Below are 23,988 nucleotides of genomic sequence, written 5' to 3'. Positions count from 1 at the left end.
ACCAACGGTCGTTGAAAACGACCTTTGGTTCCGTTCTCGCATTTTCGCCAAGCCTCTGGCTTGGAATCGAAAATGCGAGATGGGTCAACGGCCCGATGCGTCAGCATCGTGGGCCATTGAGACAATACATTGGCGATCCAGGCACTGGCCCGTCTCCACAAGGGCGAGGAGAAGGGCCGTGTCAACGGCCGATCCCGCCGCCCGCCGCCGCTGCCTCGGGGTGACATCGGCCGACTTCACTCTTGAACGGTCCGCAGCCGCGGTTAAAAGGAATCGTCAACGTCGCCTCCGGGCGACAGCAGCGACGAGCCCGCGGCGGTCTGAGCCTGCCGCGGACGAGCCCCCGGCGCGCCTCCCGATGTGGCAGGAATGGCGGCGGGGGGGGAACCGCGGCGGGAGGAACGGGTCGACACCAGAAGGCAACCGCCGATCACGCCAGACATCCGGGATCACCAGACCCCATCGTCTTTCGGAGTTCGTTCGTCATGCCTCTCTATCGCCTGCTCTCCACGTCCCGCGACCGCGGCGGGGTCCCTCTGCGTCACGACCTGTCGATCGAGGCGCCGACCGTGCGCCACGCCGCCGCGCGGGTGCTCGGCCGGGCCGACGAGGTTTTCTGCGACCGGACCGGCGAAGCCTGGCTCGTCACCGAGGACGGTGCCCGGGTCTGGGGCTTGAGTCTCGACGCCGAAGAGGTCGAGAGTTCCGCCTGGGCCTGAGCCGGGCGCCTTGCTGGCGCCGCAAGCGCCTCCCATCGGGACGGCCCCGAGGCCCGTTCCGAGATCCCCGATTCGATGCGAATCCCGTACCTGAACGCCGCGTTCGAGAAGGCTGTCTTCCTGGGCGCCGCGACTGGGCTCGTCCTGGCCGCCACCCCGGCCGCCGCCGATTGGCGCTACTGCCTCGCCCGTGGACCGGCCCGCACGGTCTACCTGTCGGCCCCGTTCTCCACCATCGCGGCGATGCCGTCCCTCGATGCCGCCTTCGGGCGCATGCTGGACCGAACCCAGCGTGCCCACCATCCCGTCCAGTGCCCACGCGCCGACGATGCCGCGGCCTTGCGGGCGATGCGGCTCACCGCCCTGCGCTACAACCGCCAGGACGGCGAGACCGTGGTCGAGCTGGACTGGACCCCGGACCGCGATGCGGTGGTCGCCGCCAAGCCGTAGCGTCCGGCGAAGAGCCGTCGCGCCCGTCGGCCGGTTGCTCACGCCCGTGCGGTCCGGCGCATGGCGGACCCGCGCAGGGCGCGCTTCAGGTCAAATCGTTAGCATCCTATCTATGAGGCCGATCAATCATTGCTCCTGCAAGGGTCGGATGACGCGACGGCGATGCGACGCGACCTCCTGCAATCCCTCACCCTGACCCTGCTCCAGGCCGGGCGCGTCTGGCGCCGGGCCGCCGACGAGGTCGTGACCGGCTACGGGCTCACCGAGGCGACGGCCCTGCCGCTCCTGCTGATCGGGCGTCTCGGCGGCGACCTGCGCCAGACGGCGCTCGCCGACGCGCTCGGCGTCGAGGGGCCGAGCCTGGTGCGCGTCCTCGACCAGCTCTGCGAGGCCGGCCTCGTCACCCGCCGGGAGGATCCGACCGACCGCCGCGCCAAGGTGCTGGACCTGACGGAGGAGGGCCGGGCCCGCGCCGCCGCCATCGAGGCGCGGTTCGACAGGTTGCGCGACGCGGTCTTCACCGATATCGGCGACGACGACCTGCTGGCGGCCCTGAAGGTCCTGCGCGCGCTCCAGGCCGAGGGCCCGAGGGCGGCGATCCAGGGCGCGCGCCTCGCCGGCGGGTCCGAGGATGCCGCGCCGTGCCCGGCCCCCGGAGGGCGCCCGTGATGCTGCCCGGCTGGCGCCGATGGCTGTTCGCCCTCAAGATCAGCGGGGCGGCGCTCCTCGCCCTCGGAATCGCCCTGTGGATTGACCTGCCGCGGCCGTACTGGGCGATGGCGACCGTCTACATCACCATGCAGCCGCTCTCCGGCGCCACCCGCTCGAAGGCCCTGTACCGGGTGATCGGCACGCTGATCGGCGTCACGGCGACGGTCGTGATGGTGCCCGCCCTGGTCAACGCCCCGGAGATGCTGACCCTGGCCCTGGCGCTGTGGACCGCCGGTTGCCTCTACCTCTCGCTCCTCGACCGCACGCCGCGGTCCTACCTGTTCATGCTCGCCGGCTACACCGCGGCGCTGATCGGCTTCCCGGCGGTGGCCACTCCGGAGGCGATCTTCGACATCGCGGTGTCGCGGGCCGAGGAGATTACCCTCGGCATCCTCTGCGCCTCCCTGGTGGCGAGCCTCGTCCTGCCTGAGCCGGTCGGGCCGGTGCTGGCGGCCCGGGTCGGTGCCTGGCTGGCGGAAGCCGGGCGCTGGACCGGCGACGTGCTCTCAGGCGTCGGCGAGGCGCCCGCCCTCCGGGCCCGGCGCCTGCGGCTGGCCGTGGAGGCCGCCGAGATCGACGCGCTCTCGGCCCATCTCGCCTACGACACCTCGGCCCAGAGCCGGGCGGTGCCTCTGGTGCAGCTCCTGCGTGGCCGGATGCTGATGCTGCTGCCGGTCCTCTCCTCCCTCGCCGACCGGATCGCGGCCCTGACGGCGCTCTCGGGACTGACGCCGGAGCTGCGCGGCCTGCTCGCCGAGGTCGAGGCGTGGTCGGCGCAGGGCGCGCCGGCCGCCGGGGTGGAGGCGCTCATGGCCCGCATCGAGGCCGCCGACCGTCCTCTCCCGGCCCATCCCTCCTGGACCGCCCTGGTGCGGGCGAGCCTGATCGAGCGCCTGCGCGAATTGGTGGCGATCGGCCGGGATTGCCGGGCGTTGCAGGACGGCATCCGTCGCGGCGACGGTTCCTTGCGCGAGCCCCTGGCCTATGCGGGCGAGTTCGGCGGCCGGGCCCCGCGCCACCGCGACCACGGCATGGCGCTGCGCTCCGCCCTCGGCGTGTTCTTGGGCATCGTCGCCTGCGTGACGGTGTGGATCGTCACCGCCTGGCCGGACGGCGCCACCGCGGCGATGATGGGCGCGGTGCTCTGCTGCCTGTTCGCGGCCCAGGACGATCCGGTCCCGATGATCCTCAGCTTCGCCCTCTGGACCGGTGTCGCCGTGGTGGGGGTCGGCGGGCTGCTGTTCGGCGTGATGCCGCTGGTGCACGATTTCATCAGCCTCGCCCTGGTGCTGGCCCCCGTGCTGATCCTGTGCGGCCTGCTGATGAGCGATCCCAAGACCCTGCCGGTAGGGTTGGCGCTCGGCATCAACGGCAATGCCCTGCTGGCGATCCAGGACCGCTACAGCGCGGAATTCGGGGCTTACGTCAATGCGAGCCTCGCCCTCGTCGGCGGCATCGGGCTCGCCGCCGTGGTGACGCGGCTGGTACGCTCGGTCGGGGCCGAGCACGGCGCCCGCCGGCTGGTCGCGGCGAGCCGGGCCGACCTCGCCCGGGCGGCGCGCCGCCGCGGGCGCGGCGACCGGATTGCCTTTGCCCACCTGATGCTCGACCGCCTCGGCCTCCTGGTGCCGCGGCTGGCCGCCGCCGGACCCGACAGCGACCTGACCCGGATCGACACCCTGGCGGCGCTCCGGGTCGGCATGAACCTCGTTGCGCTGCGGCGCGCCCGTCACGGCCTGCCCCCCGAGGCCGTCGCGCCCCTCGACGACGTCCTCGACGCGGTGGCCGCCCATTACGATGGGCCGCGCGGCCCGGCTTCCGACACCGTGCTCCACCGCATCGACGCGGCGCTCGCGCGGATCGAGGCGGCGCCCGGCGGTGCGTCGGGACACGACGCCCGGCGCGACGCGCTCCTCGGCCTCGTCGGCCTGCGCCGGGCGTTGTTTTCCGAGGCGCCGCCGCCGGGCGCCGCCCTGCTCGCGAGGGAGGCCGCCTGATGGCCGATATCGACCTCTCCGGCGTCTTCGTGCCGGCCCTGCTGGTCTGGGCGCTGCTCGCCTTCCTGATCAGCCTGGTGTTGCGTCGTCTGATCGGGGCGCTCGGGCTCTACCGGCTGGTCTGGCACCGGCCGCTCTTCGACCTCTGCCTCTACCTGGTGTGCCTGGGCGGCGTCGTATCGCTCGCCGGCCGCCTGACCTGACGAGTCGAGACCATGACCCGCGCGCTCGCCTTCCTCGGCCGCTTCGCCGTCACCGCCGCCATGCTGGCGCTTGCGGTCATCGTCGGGATGGCACTCTGGGACTATTACCTCGAAGCCCCCTGGACCCGCGACGGGCGGGTGCGGGCCGAGGTGGTCGGCGTCGCTCCCGACGTCTCGGGGCTGGTGCGCGACGTCGAGGTGCGCGACAACCAGCGCGTCAAGCGCGGCGACGTGCTGTTCCGCATCGATCCGGACCGCTTCGGCCTCGCGCTTCGCCAGGCCGAGGCCGTGGTGGCCGGCCGCAAGGCGAACCTCGTCCAGGCGGAAGCCGATCTCGCCCGCTACCGCCAGCTCAGCGACAACGTCGTGTCGCAGCAGAAGCTGGAGGCGACGCTCGCCGCCGAGCAGAGCGCCCGGGCCGCCTACGATCAGGCGGTGGCCGACCGCGACCTCGCCCGTCTCAACCTCGCCCGCTCCGAGGTTCGCGCCTCGGTCAATGGCCGCATCAGCAACCTCGACTTGCGCCCCGGCGCCTATGTGGGGATCGGCAAGGCCGTGATGGCGCTGGTCGATAGCGACACCCTGCACGTCCAGGGCTATTTCGAGGAAACGAAGCTCGACCGCATCCATCCCGGCGACCCGGTCACCGTGCGGCTGATGGGCGAGGACCGCGACGTGACCGGCACGGTCGAGAGCGTCGCCGCCGGCATCGAGGACCGGGAGCGCAGCGCCGGCTCGTCGCTGCTCGCCAACGTCAACCCGACCTTCGCCTGGGTGCGCCTCGCCCAGCGCGTGCCGGTGCGGATCGCCCTCGATCCGGGTGTCGACCGCGACCGCTTCACCGTCGGGCGCACCGCCACCGTGGTGGTGCATCACCGCGGCGAGCGGCCGGAGATCCGGCCCTTCGAGGGGCTGCGTCTCGGCCTGCGCGACGGCTGGGAGGCGCTGAAGGCCACCCTGCCGGCGAGCAAGGGCTAACATCCTGGGGGTGTGATGTCCCCAACACTATCGTCCCGGCCAGCGAGGGATTAAGGAGCGCCCCCAAGACGTAATATCGCGAACGGCCGGGAGGAGGCCCCATGGCAGACCAGAACGGGGCGGACCCGCAACAGGATGCCCTCGGCGCCCGCACCATCGCGACGATCACCTGGCGGCTGATGCCGCTCCTCGGCCTGATGTACCTCATCGCCTATATCGACCGGCAGAACGTCTCCTATGCCAAGCTCCAGATGGTCGGGGACCTGGGGCTCAGCGAGGCGGCCTACGGCTTTGGTGCCTCGCTGTTCTTCCTTGCCTATTTCCTGTTCGAGGTGCCCTCGAACGTGATCCTGGAGCGGGTCGGCGCCCGGGTGTGGTTCACCCGCATCATGGCGACCTGGGGGCTGATCACCATCCTGCTCGGCTTCTCGACCGGGCCGGTGATGTTCTACGTGCTGCGCTTCCTCCTCGGCGCGGCGGAGGCCGGGTTCTTCCCCGGCGTGCTCTACGCGCTCACCCTGTGGTTCCCGCAGGTCTTCCGCGGCCGGATGGTCGGCTGGTTCATGATCGCGAGCGCGGTGGCCAACGCCGTCGGCGCGGCGATCGGCGGCGCGCTCCTCGACCTCGACGGGACGCTCGGCTACCGCGGCTGGCAATGGGTGTTCATCGCCACCGGCGTGCCGGCGGTGCTGCTCGCCGTCGTGGTCTTCTTCATCCTGCCGGATCGGCCCGAGAAGGCGCCCTGGCTCGGCGCCGATGAGAAGAAGTGGCTCGCCGACACCCTGGCCCGCGAGGCGGCCGGAACCGCGCAGACCGACCACAGCAATCCGTTCCGGGTGCTCGCCGACATCCGCGTCGTGCTGCTCGCGCTGCTCTACATCGCCTTCCCGCTCGCGGCCTACGGCCTGAGCTACTGGCTGCCGACCGTGGTGAAGGGCTTCGGCGTGTCGAACACCATGAACGGCGTCATCAACATCATCCCGTGGATCTGCGTCGGCCTCGCCCTGTGGTGGGTGCCCCGGCACGCGGCGCGCAAGGCTGAGATCACCTGGCACATCGCCGGCCCGGCCCTCGTCGGGGCGCTGGGCCTGATCCTCAGCGTGGTGCTGCCCGGCGACGCGGTGAAGTTCGCCTGCCTGTGCGTGGCCGCCGCCGGGATCTTCTCCGGCCAGCCGGTGTTCTGGTCGCTGCCCCCGACCTTCCTGCGCGGCGCCACCGCGGCGGCCGGCATCGCGATGATCAACTCGGTCGGCAATCTCGGCGGCTTCATCGCCCAGAACGTCGTGCCGTGGATCGGCGACGTCAGCGGCAGCAAGCTCGTGCCGATGCTGTTCCTCGCCGCCTGCCTCGTCGTCGGGGTGGTGATGGTGTTCGTGGTCCAGGGCGTCCTGAAGCGCCACGCCGCGGCCGAGGCCGGGGGGCCTGCGCCGGCGCGGCGCTGAGGGCGGAATGATCCCTTTCCGGGGCGGTCTCGCTCCTGAAAGGGACAATCGTTCGACGGGCGAGAACTGACGGGCACGGCGGGGCGCGAGATCCGCTGTTTCAGGCGAGCAGCGCGAGACCGGCCAGCCCCGCCGCCAGCCCCCACAGCAACCCGCAGGCCCGCCGGTACAGCGCGAGCGCGCGGACGATGTCGTCGGCCGTCGCCTCCGCCCGGCCCGACCCCATCCAGGCATCCTCGACCCGGGTGGTGCCGTAGACCCGCGGGCCGGCAAGCCGCAGGCCCAGCGCGCCGGCCATCGCGGCTTCGGGCCAGCCGGCATTGGGCGAGCGGTGGCGGCCGGCATCGCGCCGCACGGCGTGACGTGCGCCCCGGGCATCGGCCCCCGGGGTGAAGGCGGCGGCCAGGATGACGAGCCCGGCCGTGAGGCGCGAGGCCGGCAGGTTGACGAGGTCGTCGAGGCGGGCGGCGGCCCAGCCGAAGGCGTCGTGGCGCGGCGTTCGGTGGCCGATCATGCTGTCGGCGGTGTTGATCGCCTTGTAGAGCGCCCCCCCGGCGAGGCCCCCGGCACCGAGCCAGAAAGCCGGCGCCACGATGCCGTCCGAAAAATTCTCCGCCAGGCTTTCGATCGCGGCACGGCAGAGCGCCGCCTCGTCGAGGGTCTCGGGGTTGCGCCCGACGATCATCGCTACCGCCCGGCGCCCGCCGGCAAGGCCGTCGCGGTCGAGGTCCTGCGCCACCCGGGCGACGTGGTCGTGCAGGCTGCGTTGCGCCGGCAGGCTCGCGGCGAGCACCGCGCAGAGCGCGAGACCCGGAAGGAACCCCAGCGCCCCGCAGGCGAGTGCGAGGCTTCCCGCCGCGAGCCCCGTCGCCGCGAGGACGAGCAGGAGGGCCAGCACCCCGGCGAGGCGCCGCGTCCCGGGCGGATCGGTCTCCCGGTTGAGGCGCCGGTCGAGGGCGGCGATCAGGGCGCCGATCCAGGTGACAGGATGGCCGGCCAGCCTGTAGAGGCGGTCCGGATAGCCGAGGGCGGCCTCGATCGCGAGGGCGAGGACGAGCACCGGGAGGCTGTCGGGCGGGTGCAGCAGGGCGGTCATCGGGCGTGGATGGGATGGCGAGCGAGACGGAGGAGGGATCGATCCGGCACGGGGGCGACCTCGGCGAAGCCTGCCGGCTCTTTCCGCAGGCCCCCGGGCCCTGGATCGACCTGTCGACCGGGATCAACCCGATCCCCTATCCGTGGCCGGCCCTGGAGGCCAGCGCCTTCACGCGGCTGCCGGCCCCGGCCGATCTCGCCGCCCTCGAAGCCGCGGCGGCCGGGGCCTATGGCGCGAAGCCGGACCATGTCGTCGCCGCGCCGGGCACGCAGGCGCTGATCGACCTGATCCCGCGGCTGCGGCCTCCCGGCCGCGTCGCGGTGGTCGGCCCCACCTATGCCGAGCACGCCGCGTCCTGGGCCCGGGCCGGGCATGCCGTTGCGGCAGTGCCGGACCTGACCACCGCGGCCGACGTGGTGGTGGTGGTCAACCCGAACAACCCGGACGGGCGGGTGGTGCCGGCCCGCGACCTTGCGGCGGTGGCGGCGCGGCTGGCCGCGCGCGGCGGCTGGCTCGTGGTCGATGAGGCTTTCGCCGATCTCGAACCGGTCGAGAGCCTGTGCGGGGCGCCCCCGCCGGGCGGCCTGGTGCTGCGCTCCTTCGGCAAGACCTATGGCCTCGCGGGCGTGAGGCTCGGCTTCGCGGTGGCGGGGGAGCCGCTGATCGGCCGCTTGCGCCGCGCGATCGGGCCCTGGGCGGTGTCGGGCCCGGCGATCGCGATCGGCCGCTGCGCCCTCGCGGATGCCGTCTGGCGACGGGAGGCCGCAGCCAGGCGGGGCCGCGACGCGGCCCGGCTCGACGGCCTGCTCGATGCCGCCGGCGGCCGGATCGTCGGCGGCACGGTGCTGTTTCGCACCGTCGACATCCGCGATGCTTCGGGGCTGTTCGCGCGTCTCGGTCGCGCCGGGATCTTCGTGCGCCGGTTCGAGGCCGCGCCGGGGCGCCTGCGTTTCGGCCTGCCCCCGGACGAGGCGGCCTGGACCCGCCTCGCCGCGGCCCTGCGGGGGGCGTGAGGCGCCATTAAAAAGGCCGAAAACCGCAGCATCGAAAACCCGGACCATCGGGGTCACGAGGGCGGCCGGCGCCGCACGGGGAATCAGGCAGGATGGACGCGGACGAGGTCAAACGGCGCGACAGGCTCGGCAGCATGATCGCGTTCGCGCGACGCACCGTGCCCGACCTGCGCCGCAACGCCGAGACGGTCGAGCCGGTCTCTCCCGGAAGCCGGCTGCCGGCCCTGCTCAACCCGCTGCGCTGGACCCGCGTGCCGCTGCTGCCCCACGAGGGCATGCAGAACCGGGTCATGCACCGGCTGCTGCGCAACATCAGCCTCTTCGTGCTGCTGCCGACGGCCGCGGTGGGGATCTACCTCTTCGTCTTCGCCGCCGACCAGTACGTGGTCGAGGCCCGCTTCGCCGTCCGCGGCGAGGTCGAGCCGATGGGCAACGTCCAGCTCGGCGAGTTCTCGTCCCTGATCCAGAAGAACAACAGCCAGGACAGCTACATCGTCCAGGAATACATCCAGAGCCAGGCGATGGTGGAGAGCGCCCAGAAGGAACTCGACATCGTCCGGATGTTCACCCGCGACGAGGCTGATTTCTGGACGCGCTATCCGGGCGACAAGCCGATCGAGCAGCTCCTGAAATACTGGCGCAAGCGCGTCCAGGTCCATATCGATCTCGTCTCGGGCGTGATCACCCTGACGGTGCAGGCGTTCACGCCCGACGACGCGCTGGCGATCAGCCGCCACGTCGTGGCCCGCGCCGAGGCGCTGATCAACGCGATCTCGTCCCGCGCACAGCAGGACATGCTCAAGCACAGCCAGGACGATCTGGCGGCGAGCGAGGAGCGGATGCGCAAGGCCCACCTGGCCTTGCGGCAGTTCCGCAACCGCTGGGGCATCATCGACCCGGCGAAGTCGGCCGAGGCGACGATGACCAGCCTGGTCTCCTTGCGCAAGGACAAGATCAAGGCGGAGAACGACCTCCAGGTGCTGCGCGGCTCCGGCCTCGACGAGAAGTCGCGCTCGATCCAGACCATCCTGGCGAGCCTCAACGCCACCAACCAGCAGATCAAGCAGCTCGAGGAGTCGCTGACCAGCGACGGGATGGCGGTCGGCGGCCGGCACGTCTCGGACGCGATCCTGGAATACGAGGGGCTGATGGTCGAGCGCACCATCGCCGAGCGCCTGAACGAATCCGCCACCACGATGTTCGACCGTGCCCGGGTGGCGGCGAACCGCCAGCACGTCTACCTTGCGGTCTTCGTGCCGCCGACCCGGCCGGAGCTCTCGACCGTGCCGATGCGCGGGCAAGCCCTGTTCGTGGCCTTCTTCGCCTTCCTGGTGATCTGGGGCTGCAGCAGCCTGCTCATCGCCGGCGTCAAGGACCACAACATGTAAGACCCGACGGTCGTCGACAATGACCGTCGGTCCCGGCGCAGGTCCGTGCGAGGCGCATGGGGCGCCCGAACACGTCAAGGACGAGCAGCACCCCGATGTCCGATTTCACCGACCTGGTCGCCCGGGCCGTCTCCCCGGCGATGAGCCGCGAGGAGCGCGAGGCCGTCTACCAGGTGGTCAAGCAGGCGATGCGCCGGCTCCAGGAGCGCGAGGAGCTGCAACCCGACGATCCCCGGGCCCGGCTCCAGGGGCACCTGGTCGAGGAGACGATCCGCGACGTGGAGGCGCTGGTCACCCGCTACCTCGCCCGCCAGACCATCCTGGAGGCCGAGCGCGCCAACGCCGCCGCCGCAGCCAGCGGCGCGTAGCGGGTTTCACGCCTCCTCGGTCAGCCGCTTGAGCGAGGTCTGGAGCGCGTCGCCGCCGAGCAGCAGCGCCCGCGACAGGTCCGCCAGGGTGATCCAGCCGGTGACGCGCCCGCCCGCCGCCCGCACCGGCAGGCGCCGGACATGGTGGGCGGCCATCAGATCGAGGGCGGCGCGCAAAGGGTCGCTCTCCGCACAGGACACGACCGGCCGCGACAGCACCGTGCTCACCCGCACCCCGCGCGGGTCGAGCCCCTGGGCGACGACCCGGTAGAGGATGTCCCGGTCGGTGATTACCCCGTCGAGGGCGTCCGGCGTGCCGACCGGCAGGGCGCCGACATCGAGTTCGCCCATCAGCAGAGCGGCCTCCTGGACCGGGGCGTCCCCGGGGATGAACTCCACGTCCCTGCTCATCACGTCCGCGACCGTCGCGCTCATCGCACCCTCCCGCCACCTTGCGAACCTCGGCAACCCGCGAGCGCGGCCGCGGCTCCGCAGCGCCGCGCGATTCCACCTCGGGCTCGCAGGCCTGCGAAATTTTGACGATGGGGCGGGAGCTTGGGCGAGGGCCGGCGCGTTCAGCCCACAGTCAGGCTTCTCGCCTCCGGGATCGTCGAACGCCCCCATGAACATGGAACTCACGTCCAAGCCCGCCCCGGAAGCCCCGGCGGCCTCGCCTCGCGCCCGGCGCGCCTCGCGCATCAGCGAGGGCCGGCCGTTCCCGCTCGGCGCCACCTGGGACGGCCTCGGCGTCAACTTCGCGCTGTTCTCCGCCCACGCCACCAAGGTCGAGTTGTGCCTGTTCGACGATTCGGGCGAGACCGAGATCGAGCGGATCGCCCTGCCCGAATACACCGACGAGGTCTGGCACGGCTACCTGCCCGACGCCCGCCCGGGCACGATCTACGCCTACCGGGTCCACGGCCCCTACGAGCCGGAGGCCGGACACCGCTTCAACCCGAACAAGCTCCTCCTCGACCCCTACGCCAAGGCGCTGGTCGGCTCCGTCACCTGGAACCCGGCTTTGTTCGGCTACGTGATGGAGAGCGGCGACGACACCACCTTCGACACCCGCGACAGCGCCCCCTTCACCCGCAAGGGCCGGGTGATCGACCCGGCCTTCACCTGGGGCCGCGACCAGAAGCCGACCGTGCCCTGGGACAAGACGGTTTTTTACGAGACCCACGTCAAGGGCTTCACCAAGCTGCACCCGGCCGTCCCTGAGCGCCTGCGCGGGACCTATGCGGGCCTCGGCACCCCGGAGGTGCTGGCCTATATCCGCAGCCTCGGCGTCACCTCGGTCGAGCTTCTGCCGGTCCATTCCTTCGTCAATGACAGCTACCTGCTGGAGAAGGACCTGGTGAATTACTGGGGGTACAACACCCTCTCGTTCTTCGCCCCGGCCCGCCGCTACGCCGCGGTGCCGGACTTCGCCTTCTCCGAGTTCAAGGAGATGGTCGCCCGCATGCACGGGGCCGGCCTCGAAGTGATCCTCGACGTGGTCTACAACCACACCGCGGAGGGCAACGAGAAGGGACCGACCCTGTCGTTCAAGGGCATCGACAACGCCTCCTACTACCGGCTGCTGCCCGACCAGAAGCGCTACTACATCAACGACACCGGCACGGGAAACACCGTCAATCTCTCGCATCCGCGGGTGCTCCAGATGGTGACCGACTCCTTACGCTACTGGGCGACCGAGATGCGGGTCGACGGCTTCCGCTTCGACCTCGCGACGATCCTTGGCCGCGAGCCCTACGGCTTCGACGAGGGCGGCGGCTTCCTCGATTCCTGCCGCCAGGACCCGATCCTGTCCTCGGTCAAGCTGATCGCCGAGCCATGGGATTGCGGGCCCGGCGGCTACCAGGTCGGCGGCTTCCCGCCCGGCTGGGCCGAGTGGAACGACCGGTTTCGCGACGAGGTGCGGGGCTACTGGAAGGGCGACGAGGGCCTGCTTCCCGCGCTCGCCTCCCGCCTCACCGGCTCGGCCGACAAGTTCAACAAGCGCGGCCGGCGCCCCTGGGCGTCGGTGAACTTCATCACCGCCCATGACGGCTTCACCCTCGCCGACACCGTCTCGTACAACGAGAAGCACAATGCGGCGAACGGCGAGGACAACCGGGACGGCCACTCCCATAACCTGTCCTACAATTACGGCGTCGAGGGGCCGACCGACGATCCCGAGATCCGTGCCGTGCGCCTGCGCCAGATGCGCAACCTGCTGGCGACGCTCCTCCTGTCGCGCGGCACGCCGATGCTGCTCGCCGGCGACGAGTTCGCCCGCACCCAGCGCGGCAACAACAACGCCTATTGCCAGGACAACGAGATCTCCTGGATCGACTGGGAGGCGATCGGCGAGGACGAGCGGGACCTCGCCGAGTTCACCCAGCGCCTGCTGATCCTGCGCAAGTCGCTGCCGATGCTGAGCCGCGGCCGCTTCCTCACCGGCGCCTTCGACGCCGATCTCGGCGTCAAGGACGTGAGCTGGCTCACGCCGTCGGGGACCGAGATGACCCCGGAGCACTGGAACGACGGCGGTGCCCGCTCGCTGGCGGTCGTCCTCGACGGCCGGGCCCAGTCGAGCGGCATCCACCGGCGCGGGGGCGAGGCGACCCTGATGCTGCTCTTCAACGCCTATCACGACGTGGTGGAGTTCACCCTGCCGGAGGTGGTGGGGGGCGATGCCTGGATGCGGGTGCTCGATACCAACCTGCCCGACACCCAGGATCTCGCCCGCTTCGGCGTCGGCGACGCCTACGCGGTCACCGGCCGCTCGATGCTGATGTTCGTGCTGCGCCCGACCGATGTCGACCATGCCAGCGAGACCTGGCGCTCCTACCAGCACGTGATCCAGGCGTTCGAACGGGCGGAATCCGAATGCGTGGCGTTCGGTCTGTCGCCGGAGGGGTGACAATCGGGCGGGCCTGCCCACTTGAGTCGGTTCCGGGATCGTTCGCCCGTCCACGGCCTCGGCGGTGGGCGGGCCTGTGCCGGGATCTTTCGATGATGCGTGGTGCCAGGGGGCGGCCGGTCCGGCCGTCCGGCCCGTGGTGCCGCGCGAGCGTGGAGTGGGGGCGGTGGCGAAGATCCTTCTTGTCGAGGACCACGAGGAAATCTGGGATTTCCTGTCCCGGCGGCTCAAGCGGCGGGGCTACGAGGTGGTGCTCGCCCATGACGGCGAGGAGGGCGTGGTGAAGGCCCGCACCAGCCGGCCGGACATCATCCTGCTCGATATGAACCTGCCGGTGCTCGACGGCTGGTCGGCGGCCCGCGCGCTCAAGTCCGACGCCGAGACCGCCCGGATACCGATCATCGCGCTCACCGCCCACGCCATGTCGGGCGATCGCGAGAAGGTGATCCAGGCCGGCTGCGACGATTACCACCCGAAGCCGGTCGATTTCTCGAAGCTCCTGACCCAGATCGGCGCCGCCCTCGGCACGCCGCCCGCTCCGTGACGACAGAAACCCGGCAGGTACGAGGGTGATGATCGACGATCCCGTGACGGCGCGCCGCCTGCGCGACGCGATGCCGGTCTTCACGGCGCTGGCGACCTGCCTGCTGGTGCTGGCGATCGGCGCGATCCTGTCCCTCGGGCGGGACGTGCTGATGCCCATCACCCTGGCGGTGCTGTTGAGCTTCGTGCTGGCCCCGGCGGTGCGGGGCTTGCAGCGCCGTCGCCTGCCGCGCTCGCTCGCCGTGCTCGCCGTCGTGCTGGCGACCTTCGCGGGCATCGGGGGCTTGGGGCTCCTGATCGCCAACGAGGCGTCGCAGCTCGCCACGGACCTGCCGCGCTACACCGTGACCATGCGCGAGAAGATCGGGGCTTTGCGCGCCCAGGCCGGCGGCGGCGGTGCCCTGGAGCGCCTGTTCCAGTCGGTGCAGGACCTGAGCCAGGAATTGCAGCCGCCCGAGCCCGCCAAGCCGCGCGGTCCGGCCGATACCGAGAAGCCGATGCTGGTCGAGGTGCGCGAGGCGAAGGCCGGGCTGCTCGCCACCCTCGGCAGCGTCGTGGCGCCGGTGCTGCACCCGCTGGCGACGATCGGCCTGATCCTGCTCTTCACCCTGTTCTTCCTCGCTCAGCGCGAGGATCTGCGCAACCGGGCGATCCGGCTCGCCGGCTCCGGCGATCTGCGCGCCACCACGGCGGCGATGGACGACGCGGTGGCGCGGCTCTCGCGCTTCTTCCTCGCCCAGGCCGGGCTCAACCTCGCCTTCGGGGTGGTGGTGGGGCTCGGTCTCTGGGTCATCGGCGTGCCGAGCCCGATCCTGTGGGGCGTGCTCGCGGCGATCCTGCGCTTCGTGCCCTATATCGGCGCGGTCATCGGCATGGCCTTCCCGCTGCTGCTCGCTGCGGCGGTCGATCCGGGCTGGTCGATGCTGATCGCAACCTTGGTGCTGTTCGCGGTCGTCGAGCCGATCGCCGGCCACGTCGTCGAGCCGCTGCTCTACGGCCACTCGACCGGGCTCTCCCCGGTGGCGGTGATCCTCGCCGCCACGCTCTGGACCTTCCTGTGGGGACCGGTCGGCCTCGTGCTCGCCACTCCGATCACCGTCTGTCTGGTGGTGCTCGGGCGCCATGTCGAGCGCCTGGCCTTCCTCGACGTGATGCTGGGCGACCGGCCGGCGCTGGCGCCGTCCGAGATCTTCTACCAGCGCATGCTGGCGGGCGATCCCCTGGAGGCGATCGACAAGGCGCGCCAGGTGCTGAAGGAACGCGCGCTCGCCACCTATTACGACGAGATCGCCCTGGGAGGTCTGCGGCTCGCCCAGAACGACCGGGCGAGCGGCGCGCTCGCCGCCGATCGCCAGCAGGCGGTGGGGCAGGCGATCGAGAGCGTGGTGACCACCCTCGGCACGCTGCCGGTGCGCAAGGGGGCATCGGCGGTGCGTAGCGCCGAGACCGAGGCGGCGGTGGCGGCGCTCGGGCCGGACCGGGCCGCGACCGCCATCGTGCGCCGGCCGGAGGATCTCGCGCCGGCCTGGCGAGGGCCGGCCCCGGTGCTGGTGGTGGCCGCCCGCGGGCCGTTCGATGCGGCGGCGGCCGGCATGCTGGCCCAGGTGCTCGGGCGCCAAGGCCTCTCCGCCCGCACCATCGGCCAGGACACCCTGAACAAGGGCGAGCGGCCGGACACCGACGGCGTCGCCCTGGTCTGCCTGTCCTATATCGAGCCGATCAGCACCTCCCACATCCGCCTCGCCGCCCGCCTCGCCCGCCGGGCGATCCCGGGCGTGACCGTGATGGTGGCGATCTGGCGCGAGCGCGACCCGGAAGGCCGCGACCGCCTGCGCCGGGCGACCTCCGCCGACATTCTGGTCACCACGATCAGCGATGCCCTCGACGCCGCCCTGACCCTCTCGGGCGCCGGCCAGACCCGTCCGGTGCCCCGCAAGGCGGCCTGACCGGGCCGGCAGGAGCCGGCTCCGCGTGGGTCAGCGAAGCATAGCGCCCGGATCACCCTCTCTTGTGAGAGCATAAGCCGGTCGCCTGATCCCGCTTCCGCGGTGTCGCAGCTTCCGGGTGACAGTCGATCTGCCCGGTCGAGGGGCGCGAGGCCCGCACCGGCGCTGCCTGTCGCCTGACGGTGGCCCGCCCGACGACGATTGCAACCTTGCATCGGCTGCCCTACGCAAGTTCCGGAGCGACGCCCGGTCGCGGTTGCCCCTGGTGGCGTTGACTGTTGTGCAGGGGCGCTGGGTGTAGGATTCCGTCGGCGGGCGGGATTCGGTCAGCGAGCCACCGGAGCGACGATGAGTGTGAAGCGAACGCCGATCCAACTCGGGGCCCGGCCGACCGTGGCGGACATCCACACCGACGTCGCCGATCACCACAGCGACATCTTCTTCGCCGCCGTCGAGACGACGCGGATGCCGATGATCGTCACCGATCCGCGCCAGCCGGACAACCCGATCATCTTCGCCAATCAGGCTTTCCGGGGCATGACCGGCTATGCGCCGGAAGAGCTGGTCGGCCGCAACTGCCGCTTCTTGCAAGGGCCCGAGACCGATGCCGAGACGGTGGCGGAGCTGCGCCGCGCCATCGCCGAGCGGAAGGAGATCGCCACCGAGATCCTGAACTACCGCAAGAACGGCTCGACCTTCTGGAACGCGCTGTTCATCTCGCCAGTCTACGACACGGCGGGCGAGCTGGTCTATTTCTTCGGCTCCCAGCTCGACGTGTCGCGCCGGCGCGATGCCGAGGAGGCCCTGCGGCAGTCGCAGAAGATGGAGGCCCTCGGGCAACTCACCGGCGGCATCGCCCACGACTTCAACAACCTGCTCCAGGTGGTGGTCGGCTACGTCGACATCCTGCAATCGGGGCTCGAGGATCCGGCGGCCGATCCGCGCCGGATGACCCGGGCGGTCGACAACATCCGCAACGCGGCCGAGCGCGCCACCACCCTGACCCAGCAGCTGCTCGCCTTCGCCCGCAAGCAGCGCCTCGACGGGCGGGCGGTGAACCTCAACAACCTGGTCGAGGGCATGCGCGACCTCACCGGCCGCACACTCGGCGATGGAATCGCGGTCGAGACCGAGTTGGCCGAGGGCCTGTGGAACGCCCGCCTCGACCCGACCCAGACCGAGGTGGCGCTGCTCAACGTGCTGCTCAACGCCCGCGACGCGATGCCGGGCGGCGGCACCGTGACGATCCGGACCGAGAACCACGTCTTCGACGCCGACGAGCTGCCCTCCGGCCTGCCGCAGACCGGGCGCTACGTCTCGGTCTCGGTGGTGGATACCGGCTTCGGCATGCCGCCCGAGATCCTGGCCCGGGTGATGGAGCCGTTCTTCACCACCAAGGAGGAGGGGCGCGGCACGGGGCTGGGCCTCGCCATGGTGCACGGCTTCGCCAAGCAGTCCGGCGGCACCGTGGTGATCGAGTCGCGGGCCGGCCACGGCACCACCGTGCGGCTCTACTTCCCGATGAGCGACAGCGACGAGCGTCCGGCCCCCAACCCGGGCCATCGCGGTCAGCAGCGCGCCGGCACCGAGACGATCCTGATCGTCGACGACCGCCGCGACGTCGCCGAGCTGGCCAGGGCGATCCTGCGCGATTTCGGCTACACCACCCTGCTCGCCACCGACGGCCGGCAAGCCCTCGAACTGCTGGATGGCGGCGACCGGGTCGACCTCTTGTTCTCTGACCTGATCATGCCCGGCGGCATGAACGGCGTGATGCTGGCCCGCGAGGCGCGCCGACGCCAGCCCCGCCTCAAGGTGCTGCTCACCACCGGCTACGCCGAGGCGTCGCTGGAGCGGACGGATGCCGGCGGCACCGAGTTCGAGATCATCAACAAGCCCTACCGCCGGATGGAGCTGGCGCGGCGGGTGCGCGCGGTGCTCGACGGGCCGACCGGGGTGAGCTGACCATAAGAAACTCCCGCGGCCCTGCGGCCGCGGGAGGGGGATCGACCGTGGGTGGCGGCCGGGCGGCTGCCCGGCCCCCTTCGCCTCACGCGGTCATCGCGGTCTTCAGGTTCTCGTCGATCTTGTCGAGGAAGCCGGTGGTCGAGAGCCACTTCTGGTCGGGGCCGACCAGGAGGGCGAGGTCCTTGGTCATGAAGCCGGCCTCGACGGTGTCGACGCAGACCTTCTCCAGGGTCTCGGCGAACTTGGCCAGATCGGCGTTGGAATCGAGCTTGGCACGGTGCGACAGGCCGCGGGTCCAGGCGAAGATCGACGCGATCGAATTGGTCGAGGTCTCCTTGCCCTTCTGGTGCTCGCGGTAGTGGCGGGTCACCGTGCCGTGGGCGGCCTCGGCCTCGACGGTCTGGCCGTCGGGGGTGAGCAGCACCGAGGTCATCAGGCCGAGCGAGCCGAAGCCCTGCGCCACGGTGTCCGACTGCACGTCGCCGTCGTAGTTCTTGCACGCCCAGACATAGCCGCCGGACCACTTCAGGGCCGAGGCGACCATGTCGTCGATCAGCCGGTGCTCGTAGGTGATGCCGGCCGACTGGAACCGCGACTTGAACTCGGCCTCGTACACCTCCTCGAAGATGTCCTTGAACCGGCCGTCATAGGCTTTCAGGATGGTGTTCTTGGTCGAGAGGTAGACCGGGAACTTGCGGGCGAGACCATAGTTCATCGAGGCCCGGGCGAAGTCGCGGATCGACTCGTCGAGGTTGTACATCGACAGGGCGACACCGGCGCCCGGGAACTTGAACACCTCGCGCTCGATGACGGTGCCGTCCTCGCCTTCGAACTTGACGGTGAGGCGGCCCTTGCCCGGCACCTTGAAGTCGGTGGCGCGGTACTGGTCGCCATAGGCGTGGCGGCCGACGACGATCGGCTGGGTCCAGCCCGGCACCAGGCGCGGCACGTTCTTGCAGATGATCGGCTCGCGGAAGATCACGCCGCCCAGGATGTTGCGGATCGTGCCGTTCGGCGACTTCCACATCTCCTTGAGGTTGAACTCCTTCACCCGGGCCTCGTCCGGCGTGATGGTGGCGCACTTGACGCCGACGCCGTGCTTCTTGATCGCCTCGGCGGCCTCGATCGTCACCTTGTCGTTGGTGGCGTCGCGATGCTCGACCCCGAGATCGTAGTATTCCAACGGAACGTCGAGGTAGGGATGGATCAGCTTGTCCTTGATGGACTGCCAGATGATCCGGGTCATCTCGTCGCCGTCGAGCTCGACGACGGGGTTCGCCACCTTGATCTTCGCCATGTCTGATCCAGCCTTCCGTGATCCCGGTGGCCGCCCGCATGCCCGCGTGGGCACACGGCCGGCCGTGAGGGGGGTCATAGCGCGCTGCACAAACAGGGGGAAGCGCCGGGACGGAAGGGTTTTTCGAGGCTGTCACGAAAAAAGCCCCGGCGCGGGGGCACCGGGGCTGCAAGGAGGTCCGGGGTATGAACGCCGGTCAGGGCCTGCGGGTTCCCATCCGCGGCCGGCCGCTTCATTTCGGGCCGGGTTTCCTCTATCGATGATCCGGGTCGAGCTCATGCGCCGGACCATGATCGAGAGCCTGCACCTTCGCAATTTCAAGAGCTTCGCGGATGCCACCTTGACGGTCGGCGGGCTGACCGTCGTCGTCGGGGTGAATGCCAGCGGGAAGAGCAACCTGCGGGATGCGTTCCGATTCCTGCATGGGATCGGGCGGGGGTACACGCTGCCGGAGATCATTGGCGGGAAGTATGGCGAGGGTGGGTATCGCGAGTGGGCGCCGTTGCGGGGAACGACGTCTGAGATCATCCGCTTCGGGCAGTCGAGTTTCACCATCAAGGTTGTTGTTGGGACTGAAGGCCGTGGCCGGTTCAGCTATGAAATTGCAGTCTCGCACCAAGATGTTCGGGGCCGATTCCGTGTGGAGGCGGAATCTTTGCAGACGGAGGATAGTCCTTGGAAGCAACCTGTGTTCCAGACCCTGGGTCCCGGCGATGACGATGAGGATGTAGCAGTTCGACTGCGCGCTGCGGACGGCGCCCGCGGCCACGGAAAGAGGATCAGTCTTCGCCGCGATCGACCTGTACTCACCCAACTCGAAGCCCGGCGCGGCGTTTCGCTCGAGTTGCGTAATATGATCGAACAGGTTGTCGCTACACTTGGCGCTATTCGCTTCCTGGACCTTTCGGCCGATGCAATGCGCCAGCCTTCATTTCCAGGGCAGGCGATCCTGGGGGAAAGCGGCGAGAATCTCGCGACCGTCCTGCAGGCGCTATGCCTCGACTCCGAGCGCAAGCATGCGCTCGTTGCCTGGGTCTCAGAATTGACGCCGCTCGAAGTGGCCGATTTCGATTTCGAGACCGACGCGACAGGGCGAGTTATCCTGTTCTTGGAGGATACGGGAGGAGGGCGGATCTCAGCCTTTAGCGCTTCCGATGGGACATTGCGTTTCCTCGCTATGGCGGCAGCCCTGCTTTCTGATCAAGGCCGGAGCCTGTTCTTCTTTGAAGAGATAGACAATGGCCTGCATCCGTCCCGAATGCGCGTCCTGATTGACCTTATCGAGCGTCGCGTTGCACGATCAACCGTCCAGGTCGTGACGACTACCCATTCCCCCGACTTGCTTACGATTGTCGGCGAGCAGACATTCGAAAGCACGTCGGTCGTGTACCGACCGGCCGATGCTGACGGATCCGTGATCCGCCGTATCGTTTCGCTTCCTCATGTCGCCGAGCTGCGCAAAACCCAGACCCTCGGCCGGCTGCACAGTTCGGGCTGGTTCGAGGATGCCCTCGATTTCGACGATCCGGCCGAGGCTGCCGAATGAGATTCCTCGTGATTCCCGAGGATTTTCGCAACGACCAGCACATCCTCAAACCGGACTTGACCTCCCTGCTCGCCTCACTCGGCTTCGCGCGGCCGAAACTGAGGGTCTGCAACGATCCGCTCATTGGCGGCATCGGTGAGGCTTTAAAGCCGGAGCGGCTGGCGGAGGTGGTCGATCGCTACCGCGGCATGGTCGACGTGTTCTTGCTCTGCGTCGACCGTGACGCGGACCCGCACCGCCGCGCCCGTCTCGATACGATCGAGAGCCACTTTGCGCCGCGGGCCTGCCTTATCGCCTGCGAGGCGTGGGAGGAACTGGAGATCTGGGCGCTCGCTGGCCTCGACCTGCCGGGACCAACGCGCTGGGGTGACATCCGCGCGGAGCGCGACGTCAAGGAGCGTCACTTCACGCCGCTGGCAGCGTCTCGCCGCCTTGAATCGGAGCCGGGCGGCGGGCGTAGAACACTTGGGATCGAGGCGGCGAAGCGCGTCGACCGCATCCGACAACTCTGCCCCGAGGATTTCGACCGGCTGGCTGTCCGGCTCGCCGCGTTGAGACTGCGTGAACCATGACCGAGCCCAACCGCCCCATCATCATCCTGGTCGAGCCGCAACTCGCCGAGAATATCGGCATGACTGCCCGCGCCATGGGGAATTTCGGGCTCGACGCCCTGCGCCTCGTCAACCCGAAAGGCGGCTGGCCGATGAAGGGGGTGCGCGAGACCGCCTCGAACGCCACCCACATTCTCGACGGCGCCCGGATCTTCTCCACCGTCGCCGAGGCCCTGGCCGACCTGCATTACGTCCTCGCCACCACGGCGCGGGAGCGGGGCCAGATGAAGCGGGTCTTCGGGCCCGACGACGGGATGGCGGAGGCGGCCGGGCGGCTCGGCGCGGGTGAGCGGGTCGGCATCCTGTTCGGGCGCGAGCGGGTCGGGCTGTCGAACGACGAGGTGTCGCTGGCCGATGCCATCGTCACCTTCCCGGTCGACCCGGACCATGCCTCGCTCAACCTCGCCCAAAGCGTGCTCCTCGTCGCCTATGAGTGGCGCCGGGCGGCCGGGCAGGCGGTGCTGCCGTTCACCGGGGGATTGCGCTCGGGCCCGGCGCCGCGGGAGGCGGTGATCGCCCTGTTCGAGAGCCTGGAGGCGGACCTCGATGCGGCCGGCTATTACCCGCCGCCTAAGCGCGACGGGATGATCCGCAACATGCGCGACATGTTCCACCGCATGGCGATGACCGAGCAGGACGTGCGCAGCTTCCGGGGGGCGTTGCGGGCCCTGACGCGACGCCCCCCCGAGGAGTGAACCCTTATACCATCGGCCCAAGATGCTGACGCATCGGGCCGATGAACCATCTCAAATTTTCGATACTCAGTCAAAGGCTGAGCAAAAATTGGAGAACGGAACCAAAGGTCGTTTCCAACGACCGTTGGTATTACAGCTTCACCACCAGTTTCCCGAAGTTGCGGCCCTTGAGCAGGCCGATGAAGGCGTCCGGCGCGTTCTCCAGCCCCTCGACCACATCCTCGCGGTAGCGGATCTGGCCCTCGCGCAGCCACTGGCCGACATCCGACAGGAAGGCCGGCTCCTGCTCGGCGAAGTCCCAGACGATGAAGCCGCGGAAAGTGAGCCGCTTGCTCAGCACGGCGCGCATCACCGCCGGCACCCGGTCGGGCCCGGGGGGCAGCTCGGTCATGTTGTAGTTGGCGACGAGGCCGCAGACCGGGATCCGGGCGAAGTCGTTGAGGAGCGGCAGCACCGCGTCGAACACCGCGCCGCCGACATTCTCGAAATAGACGTCGATGCCGTCCGGGCAGGCCGCCGCCAGTGCCGCGGGCAGGTCGCCGGAGCGGTGGTCGACCGCCGCGTCGAAGCCGAGCTCTTCGGTGAGATGGCGGCACTTGTCGGCTCCGCCGGCGATGCCGACGGTCCGTGCCCCCTTCAGCTTGGCGATCTGGCCGACCAGCGAGCCGACGGGGCCGGTGGCGGCGGCGACCACCACGGTTTCGCCGGCCTTCGGCGCCCCGATGGTGAGGAGGCCCGTATAGGCGGTCATGCCCGGCATGCCGAGCACGCCGAGCGCCGTGGTGACCGGGGCGGCGGAAGCGTCGAGCTTGCGCAGGCCCTGGCCGTTCGACACCGCGAAATCCTGCCAGCCGCCATAGGCCAACACCATGTCGCCGACTGCGAAGCCGGGATGGTGCGAGGCCATCACCTCCGACACCGTGCCGCCGACCATCACGTCGTTGATCTCGACCGGCTTGGCGTAGGATTTCGCGGCGCTCATCCGGCCGCGCATATAGGGGTCGAGGGAGAGATAGCGGTTGCGCAGCAGCACCTCGCCGTCATGCGCCACCGGCACCGTCCCGCGCTCGATGCGGAAATGGGCGGGTGTCGGCTCGCCATGGGGCCGGGACGCCAGGACGATGCGGCGGTTCACGTCGGACATGCGGGGTCTCCTGTCGGGGATGGCCGGGCCGGCGGCAGGCGTTTCGGCCAGGCGCGGGCGGGTTTCCGTCGCAACTGGGACGGTGGCCCCCGCGCGTCAACGTCGCGCTGGGCGGAGAGTGCCGGAGTCCTACCTGCCGACGCCGGGCCGGTCCGTCCGGCGCCCTCTCGCAAAGGGGTCCGGCATGCTCCCGTCCTCGCGTCCCGTCGCTCTCCTCGCCGGTGCCGTCCTGCTCGCGGCGGTCATGCCGGCTGCGTCCGCGGGGCTCGACCTCGACCGCTATCGCTGGAAGTCCCGGGTGCTGGTGATTGCGGCGGCCGCCGACGATCCCCGCGCCGCGGCACAAGACCGCATCGCCGAGGCGGCCGGCGCCGGGATGCGCGAGCGCGACCTCGTGGTGGTGCGGGCGATCGGGGAGGGAAGGGAGACCGCGGCGTTGCGCCGCCGCCTCGGCCTGCCGGCGACGGGATTCCGGGCCGTGCTGGTCGGCAAGGATGGCGGGGCGAAGCTCACTGCCGAGGCCCCGATTCCGGCCGAGCGGCTCTTCTCCACCATCGACGCCATGCCGATGCGGCAGGAGGAGGCGGCAAGAGGCCGTCCAAGAGGCCGTCCTTGAGACGAAGAGGCCGTCCTTGAGACGCCGTCCTCGAGAATGGTGCCGGGCGGGGGCTGTGCCTGACCGGGTCGCTCTCACGACAAAGGGCCGCCCCGATGGGCGGCCCCGTCCTGTCCGAGCGGGTCCGCTCAGTCGCAGCGAGTCACGAGGACGCGGCGGTAGCCGTAGGGCGTCCAGCGCACGCGGGGCACCTCGTAGCAGCCGCCGCCATACCCGACGTCGTAGCCGCCGTAATAGCCGACCGGGGCGTAGCCGCCATAGCCGTAGCCGCCGTAATATGATGGGTAGGCCGTGGCCGCCGCGAGGCCGAGACCGACGCCGAGGCCCAGGCCCGCCGCACCCAGGCCGT

Annotated in this window: 22 protein-coding genes and 1 pseudogene; 18 read left to right on the top strand and 5 right to left on the bottom strand. The window is 70.3% G+C overall.

Going from position 1 to position 23,988, the window contains the following annotated elements; all coding sequences use genetic code 11:
* Window positions 1-485: 485 nt before the first annotated feature.
* The 7 genes from VP06_RS18270 to VP06_RS18240 all read left to right on the top strand — a co-directional run bounded on the left by VP06_RS18270 (window position 486) and on the right by VP06_RS18240 (window position 6,500).
* Window positions 486-719: a hypothetical protein gene (locus VP06_RS18270; protein ID WP_048465209.1), complete on the top strand. Its 234-nt coding sequence runs from the start codon at window positions 486-488 to the stop codon at window positions 717-719.
* 75 nt (window positions 720-794) lie between these two features.
* On the top strand, window positions 795-1,169 hold the full coding sequence (locus VP06_RS18265; protein ID WP_048465208.1) for a hypothetical protein: 375 nt from the start codon (window positions 795-797) through the stop codon (window positions 1,167-1,169).
* A gap of 162 nt (window positions 1,170-1,331) precedes the next feature.
* Window positions 1,332-1,838 (top strand): MarR family winged helix-turn-helix transcriptional regulator, encoded by a 507-nt coding sequence (locus tag VP06_RS18260; RefSeq protein ID WP_048465207.1) that lies wholly within the window; start codon window positions 1,332-1,334, stop codon window positions 1,836-1,838.
* Window positions 1,838-3,877 (top strand): FUSC family protein, encoded by a 2,040-nt coding sequence (locus tag VP06_RS18255; RefSeq protein WP_425350930.1) that lies wholly within the window; start codon window positions 1,838-1,840, stop codon window positions 3,875-3,877. The genes VP06_RS18260 and VP06_RS18255 overlap by 1 nt, the downstream gene beginning before the upstream one ends.
* Window positions 3,877-4,080 carry a DUF1656 domain-containing protein gene (locus VP06_RS18250; RefSeq protein ID WP_048465206.1) on the top strand — a complete coding sequence of 68 codons (204 nt, stop codon included), beginning with the start codon at window positions 3,877-3,879 and terminating at the stop codon, window positions 4,078-4,080. Before VP06_RS18255 ends, VP06_RS18250 begins: the two co-directional genes overlap by 1 nt.
* A 12-nt stretch (window positions 4,081-4,092) precedes the next feature.
* Entirely contained in the window at window positions 4,093-5,058 is a 966-nt protein-coding gene (locus VP06_RS18245) for an efflux RND transporter periplasmic adaptor subunit (RefSeq protein ID WP_048465205.1), read from the top strand.
* Between the two features lie 101 nt (window positions 5,059-5,159).
* On the top strand, window positions 5,160-6,500 hold the full coding sequence (locus VP06_RS18240) for an MFS transporter (protein ID WP_048465204.1): 1,341 nt from the start codon (window positions 5,160-5,162) through the stop codon (window positions 6,498-6,500).
* A 100-nt stretch (window positions 6,501-6,600) separates the two neighbouring features.
* Here the strand turns inward: VP06_RS18240 and cbiB are convergent, their stop codons facing one another.
* Window positions 6,601-7,596, bottom strand: a complete 996-nt coding sequence (cbiB, locus tag VP06_RS18235) for an adenosylcobinamide-phosphate synthase CbiB (RefSeq protein ID WP_048465203.1) — start codon at window positions 7,594-7,596, stop codon at window positions 6,601-6,603.
* 14 nt (window positions 7,597-7,610) lie between these two features.
* Between cbiB and cobD the strand changes: the two genes are divergently transcribed.
* From cobD to VP06_RS18220, 3 genes are all read left to right on the top strand, one after another.
* Window positions 7,611-8,609 carry a threonine-phosphate decarboxylase CobD gene (cobD, locus tag VP06_RS18230; RefSeq protein WP_048465202.1) on the top strand — a complete coding sequence of 333 codons (999 nt, stop codon included), beginning with the start codon at window positions 7,611-7,613 and terminating at the stop codon, window positions 8,607-8,609.
* A gap of 92 nt (window positions 8,610-8,701) precedes the next feature.
* Window positions 8,702-9,997, top strand: a complete 1,296-nt coding sequence (locus tag VP06_RS18225) for a KpsE/RkpR family capsule polysaccharide export protein (RefSeq protein ID WP_048465201.1) — start codon at window positions 8,702-8,704, stop codon at window positions 9,995-9,997.
* Between the two features lie 95 nt (window positions 9,998-10,092).
* Complete coding sequence (locus VP06_RS18220) at window positions 10,093-10,365, top strand: hypothetical protein (RefSeq protein ID WP_048465200.1); 273 nt, start codon at window positions 10,093-10,095, stop codon at window positions 10,363-10,365.
* Window positions 10,366-10,371: 6 nt separating this feature from the next.
* Here the strand turns inward: VP06_RS18220 and VP06_RS18215 are convergent, their stop codons facing one another.
* Window positions 10,372-10,800, bottom strand: a complete 429-nt coding sequence (locus VP06_RS18215; RefSeq protein WP_048465199.1) for a CBS domain-containing protein — start codon at window positions 10,798-10,800, stop codon at window positions 10,372-10,374.
* Between the two features lie 193 nt (window positions 10,801-10,993).
* On the opposite strand from VP06_RS18215, the gene glgX reads away from it, so the two are divergent.
* The 4 genes from glgX to VP06_RS18195 all read left to right on the top strand — a co-directional run bounded on the left by glgX (window position 10,994) and on the right by VP06_RS18195 (window position 17,727).
* Window positions 10,994-13,273, top strand: a complete 2,280-nt coding sequence (gene glgX, locus VP06_RS18210) for a glycogen debranching protein GlgX (RefSeq protein ID WP_048465213.1) — start codon at window positions 10,994-10,996, stop codon at window positions 13,271-13,273.
* A 166-nt stretch (window positions 13,274-13,439) separates the two neighbouring features.
* The gene (locus VP06_RS18205; protein WP_048465212.1) at window positions 13,440-13,817 is read left to right on the top strand and encodes a response regulator; all 378 of its coding nucleotides are present in this window, start codon (window positions 13,440-13,442) and stop codon (window positions 13,815-13,817) included.
* Between the two features lie 28 nt (window positions 13,818-13,845).
* Window positions 13,846-15,762 (top strand): AI-2E family transporter, encoded by a 1,917-nt coding sequence (locus VP06_RS18200; protein WP_048465198.1) that lies wholly within the window; start codon window positions 13,846-13,848, stop codon window positions 15,760-15,762.
* A gap of 348 nt (window positions 15,763-16,110) precedes the next feature.
* Window positions 16,111-17,727: a hybrid sensor histidine kinase/response regulator gene (locus VP06_RS18195; RefSeq protein ID WP_082167478.1), complete on the top strand. Its 1,617-nt coding sequence runs from the start codon at window positions 16,111-16,113 to the stop codon at window positions 17,725-17,727.
* Between the two features lie 85 nt (window positions 17,728-17,812).
* On the opposite strand, the gene VP06_RS18190 is transcribed toward VP06_RS18195, so the two are convergent.
* Window positions 17,813-19,027: an NADP-dependent isocitrate dehydrogenase gene (locus VP06_RS18190; RefSeq protein WP_048465196.1), complete on the bottom strand. Its 1,215-nt coding sequence runs from the start codon at window positions 19,025-19,027 to the stop codon at window positions 17,813-17,815.
* Window positions 19,028-19,316: 289 nt separating this feature from the next.
* On the opposite strand from VP06_RS18190, the gene VP06_RS18185 reads away from it, so the two are divergent.
* The 3 genes from VP06_RS18185 to VP06_RS18175 are packed head-to-tail and all read left to right on the top strand — an operon-like array spanning window position 19,317 to window position 21,879.
* A complete protein-coding gene (locus tag VP06_RS18185) occupies window positions 19,317-20,573 on the top strand; it encodes an AAA family ATPase (protein WP_048465211.1) in 1,257 nt (418 codons plus the stop codon).
* Entirely contained in the window at window positions 20,570-21,145 is a 576-nt protein-coding gene (locus VP06_RS18180) for a hypothetical protein (protein WP_048465195.1), read from the top strand. Before VP06_RS18185 ends, VP06_RS18180 begins: the two co-directional genes overlap by 4 nt.
* On the top strand, window positions 21,142-21,879 hold the full coding sequence (locus tag VP06_RS18175) for an RNA methyltransferase (protein WP_048465194.1): 738 nt from the start codon (window positions 21,142-21,144) through the stop codon (window positions 21,877-21,879). The genes VP06_RS18180 and VP06_RS18175 overlap by 4 nt, the downstream gene beginning before the upstream one ends.
* 130 nt (window positions 21,880-22,009) lie before the next feature.
* Here VP06_RS18175 and VP06_RS18170 read toward each other — a convergent pair whose 3' ends face one another.
* Entirely contained in the window at window positions 22,010-23,023 is a 1,014-nt protein-coding gene (locus VP06_RS18170; protein WP_048465193.1) for an NADP-dependent oxidoreductase, read from the bottom strand.
* A gap of 184 nt (window positions 23,024-23,207) precedes the next feature.
* On the opposite strand from VP06_RS18170, the gene VP06_RS18165 reads away from it, so the two are divergent.
* The gene (locus VP06_RS18165; protein ID WP_082167476.1) at window positions 23,208-23,639 is read left to right on the top strand and encodes a DUF4174 domain-containing protein; all 432 of its coding nucleotides are present in this window, start codon (window positions 23,208-23,210) and stop codon (window positions 23,637-23,639) included.
* Window positions 23,640-23,767: 128 nt separating this feature from the next.
* Here VP06_RS18165 and VP06_RS37265 read toward each other — a convergent pair.
* Window positions 23,768-23,988, bottom strand: a pseudogene (locus tag VP06_RS37265) (hypothetical protein); the annotation flags it as partial.

Origin of the sequence: Methylobacterium aquaticum (assembly GCF_001043915.1) — a bacterium.
Lineage (GTDB): Bacteria > Pseudomonadota > Alphaproteobacteria > Rhizobiales > Beijerinckiaceae > Methylobacterium > Methylobacterium aquaticum.
The sequence above is the reverse complement of the archived record's forward strand: the minus strand, read 5'-3'. Positions and strand labels throughout refer to the sequence as shown.

What these genes read in the sequence shown, in the direction of transcription:
- VP06_RS18255 (WP_425350930.1), top strand. Translation starts at nt 1,838, where the DNA reads ATGCTGCCCGGCTGGCGCCGATGGCTGTTCGCCCTCAAGATCAGCGGG.
- cobD (WP_048465202.1), top strand. Translation starts at nt 7,611, where the DNA reads ATGGCGAGCGAGACGGAGGAGGGATCGATCCGGCACGGGGGCGACCTC.
- VP06_RS18195 (WP_082167478.1), top strand. Translation starts at nt 16,111, where the DNA reads ATGAGTGTGAAGCGAACGCCGATCCAACTCGGGGCCCGGCCGACCGTG.
- VP06_RS18215 (WP_048465199.1), bottom strand. Translation starts at nt 10,800, where the DNA reads ATGAGCGCGACGGTCGCGGACGTGATGAGCAGGGACGTGGAGTTCATC.
- VP06_RS18190 (WP_048465196.1), bottom strand. Translation starts at nt 19,027, where the DNA reads ATGGCGAAGATCAAGGTGGCGAACCCCGTCGTCGAGCTCGACGGCGAC.
- VP06_RS18200 (WP_048465198.1), top strand. Translation starts at nt 13,846, where the DNA reads ATGATCGACGATCCCGTGACGGCGCGCCGCCTGCGCGACGCGATGCCG.
- VP06_RS18185 (WP_048465211.1), top strand. Translation starts at nt 19,317, where the DNA reads ATGATCGAGAGCCTGCACCTTCGCAATTTCAAGAGCTTCGCGGATGCC.
- VP06_RS18225 (WP_048465201.1), top strand. Translation starts at nt 8,702, where the DNA reads ATGGACGCGGACGAGGTCAAACGGCGCGACAGGCTCGGCAGCATGATC.
- VP06_RS18260 (WP_048465207.1), top strand. Translation starts at nt 1,332, where the DNA reads ATGCGACGCGACCTCCTGCAATCCCTCACCCTGACCCTGCTCCAGGCC.
- VP06_RS18165 (WP_082167476.1), top strand. Translation starts at nt 23,208, where the DNA reads ATGCTCCCGTCCTCGCGTCCCGTCGCTCTCCTCGCCGGTGCCGTCCTG.
- VP06_RS18170 (WP_048465193.1), bottom strand. Translation starts at nt 23,023, where the DNA reads ATGTCCGACGTGAACCGCCGCATCGTCCTGGCGTCCCGGCCCCATGGC.
- cbiB (WP_048465203.1), bottom strand. Translation starts at nt 7,596, where the DNA reads ATGACCGCCCTGCTGCACCCGCCCGACAGCCTCCCGGTGCTCGTCCTC.
- VP06_RS18175 (WP_048465194.1), top strand. Translation starts at nt 21,142, where the DNA reads ATGACCGAGCCCAACCGCCCCATCATCATCCTGGTCGAGCCGCAACTC.
- VP06_RS18265 (WP_048465208.1), top strand. Translation starts at nt 795, where the DNA reads ATGCGAATCCCGTACCTGAACGCCGCGTTCGAGAAGGCTGTCTTCCTG.
- VP06_RS18240 (WP_048465204.1), top strand. Translation starts at nt 5,160, where the DNA reads ATGGCAGACCAGAACGGGGCGGACCCGCAACAGGATGCCCTCGGCGCC.
- glgX (WP_048465213.1), top strand. Translation starts at nt 10,994, where the DNA reads ATGGAACTCACGTCCAAGCCCGCCCCGGAAGCCCCGGCGGCCTCGCCT.
- VP06_RS18270 (WP_048465209.1), top strand. Translation starts at nt 486, where the DNA reads ATGCCTCTCTATCGCCTGCTCTCCACGTCCCGCGACCGCGGCGGGGTC.
- VP06_RS18250 (WP_048465206.1), top strand. Translation starts at nt 3,877, where the DNA reads ATGGCCGATATCGACCTCTCCGGCGTCTTCGTGCCGGCCCTGCTGGTC.
- VP06_RS18245 (WP_048465205.1), top strand. Translation starts at nt 4,093, where the DNA reads ATGACCCGCGCGCTCGCCTTCCTCGGCCGCTTCGCCGTCACCGCCGCC.
- VP06_RS18220 (WP_048465200.1), top strand. Translation starts at nt 10,093, where the DNA reads ATGTCCGATTTCACCGACCTGGTCGCCCGGGCCGTCTCCCCGGCGATG.
- VP06_RS18180 (WP_048465195.1), top strand. Translation starts at nt 20,570, where the DNA reads ATGAGATTCCTCGTGATTCCCGAGGATTTTCGCAACGACCAGCACATC.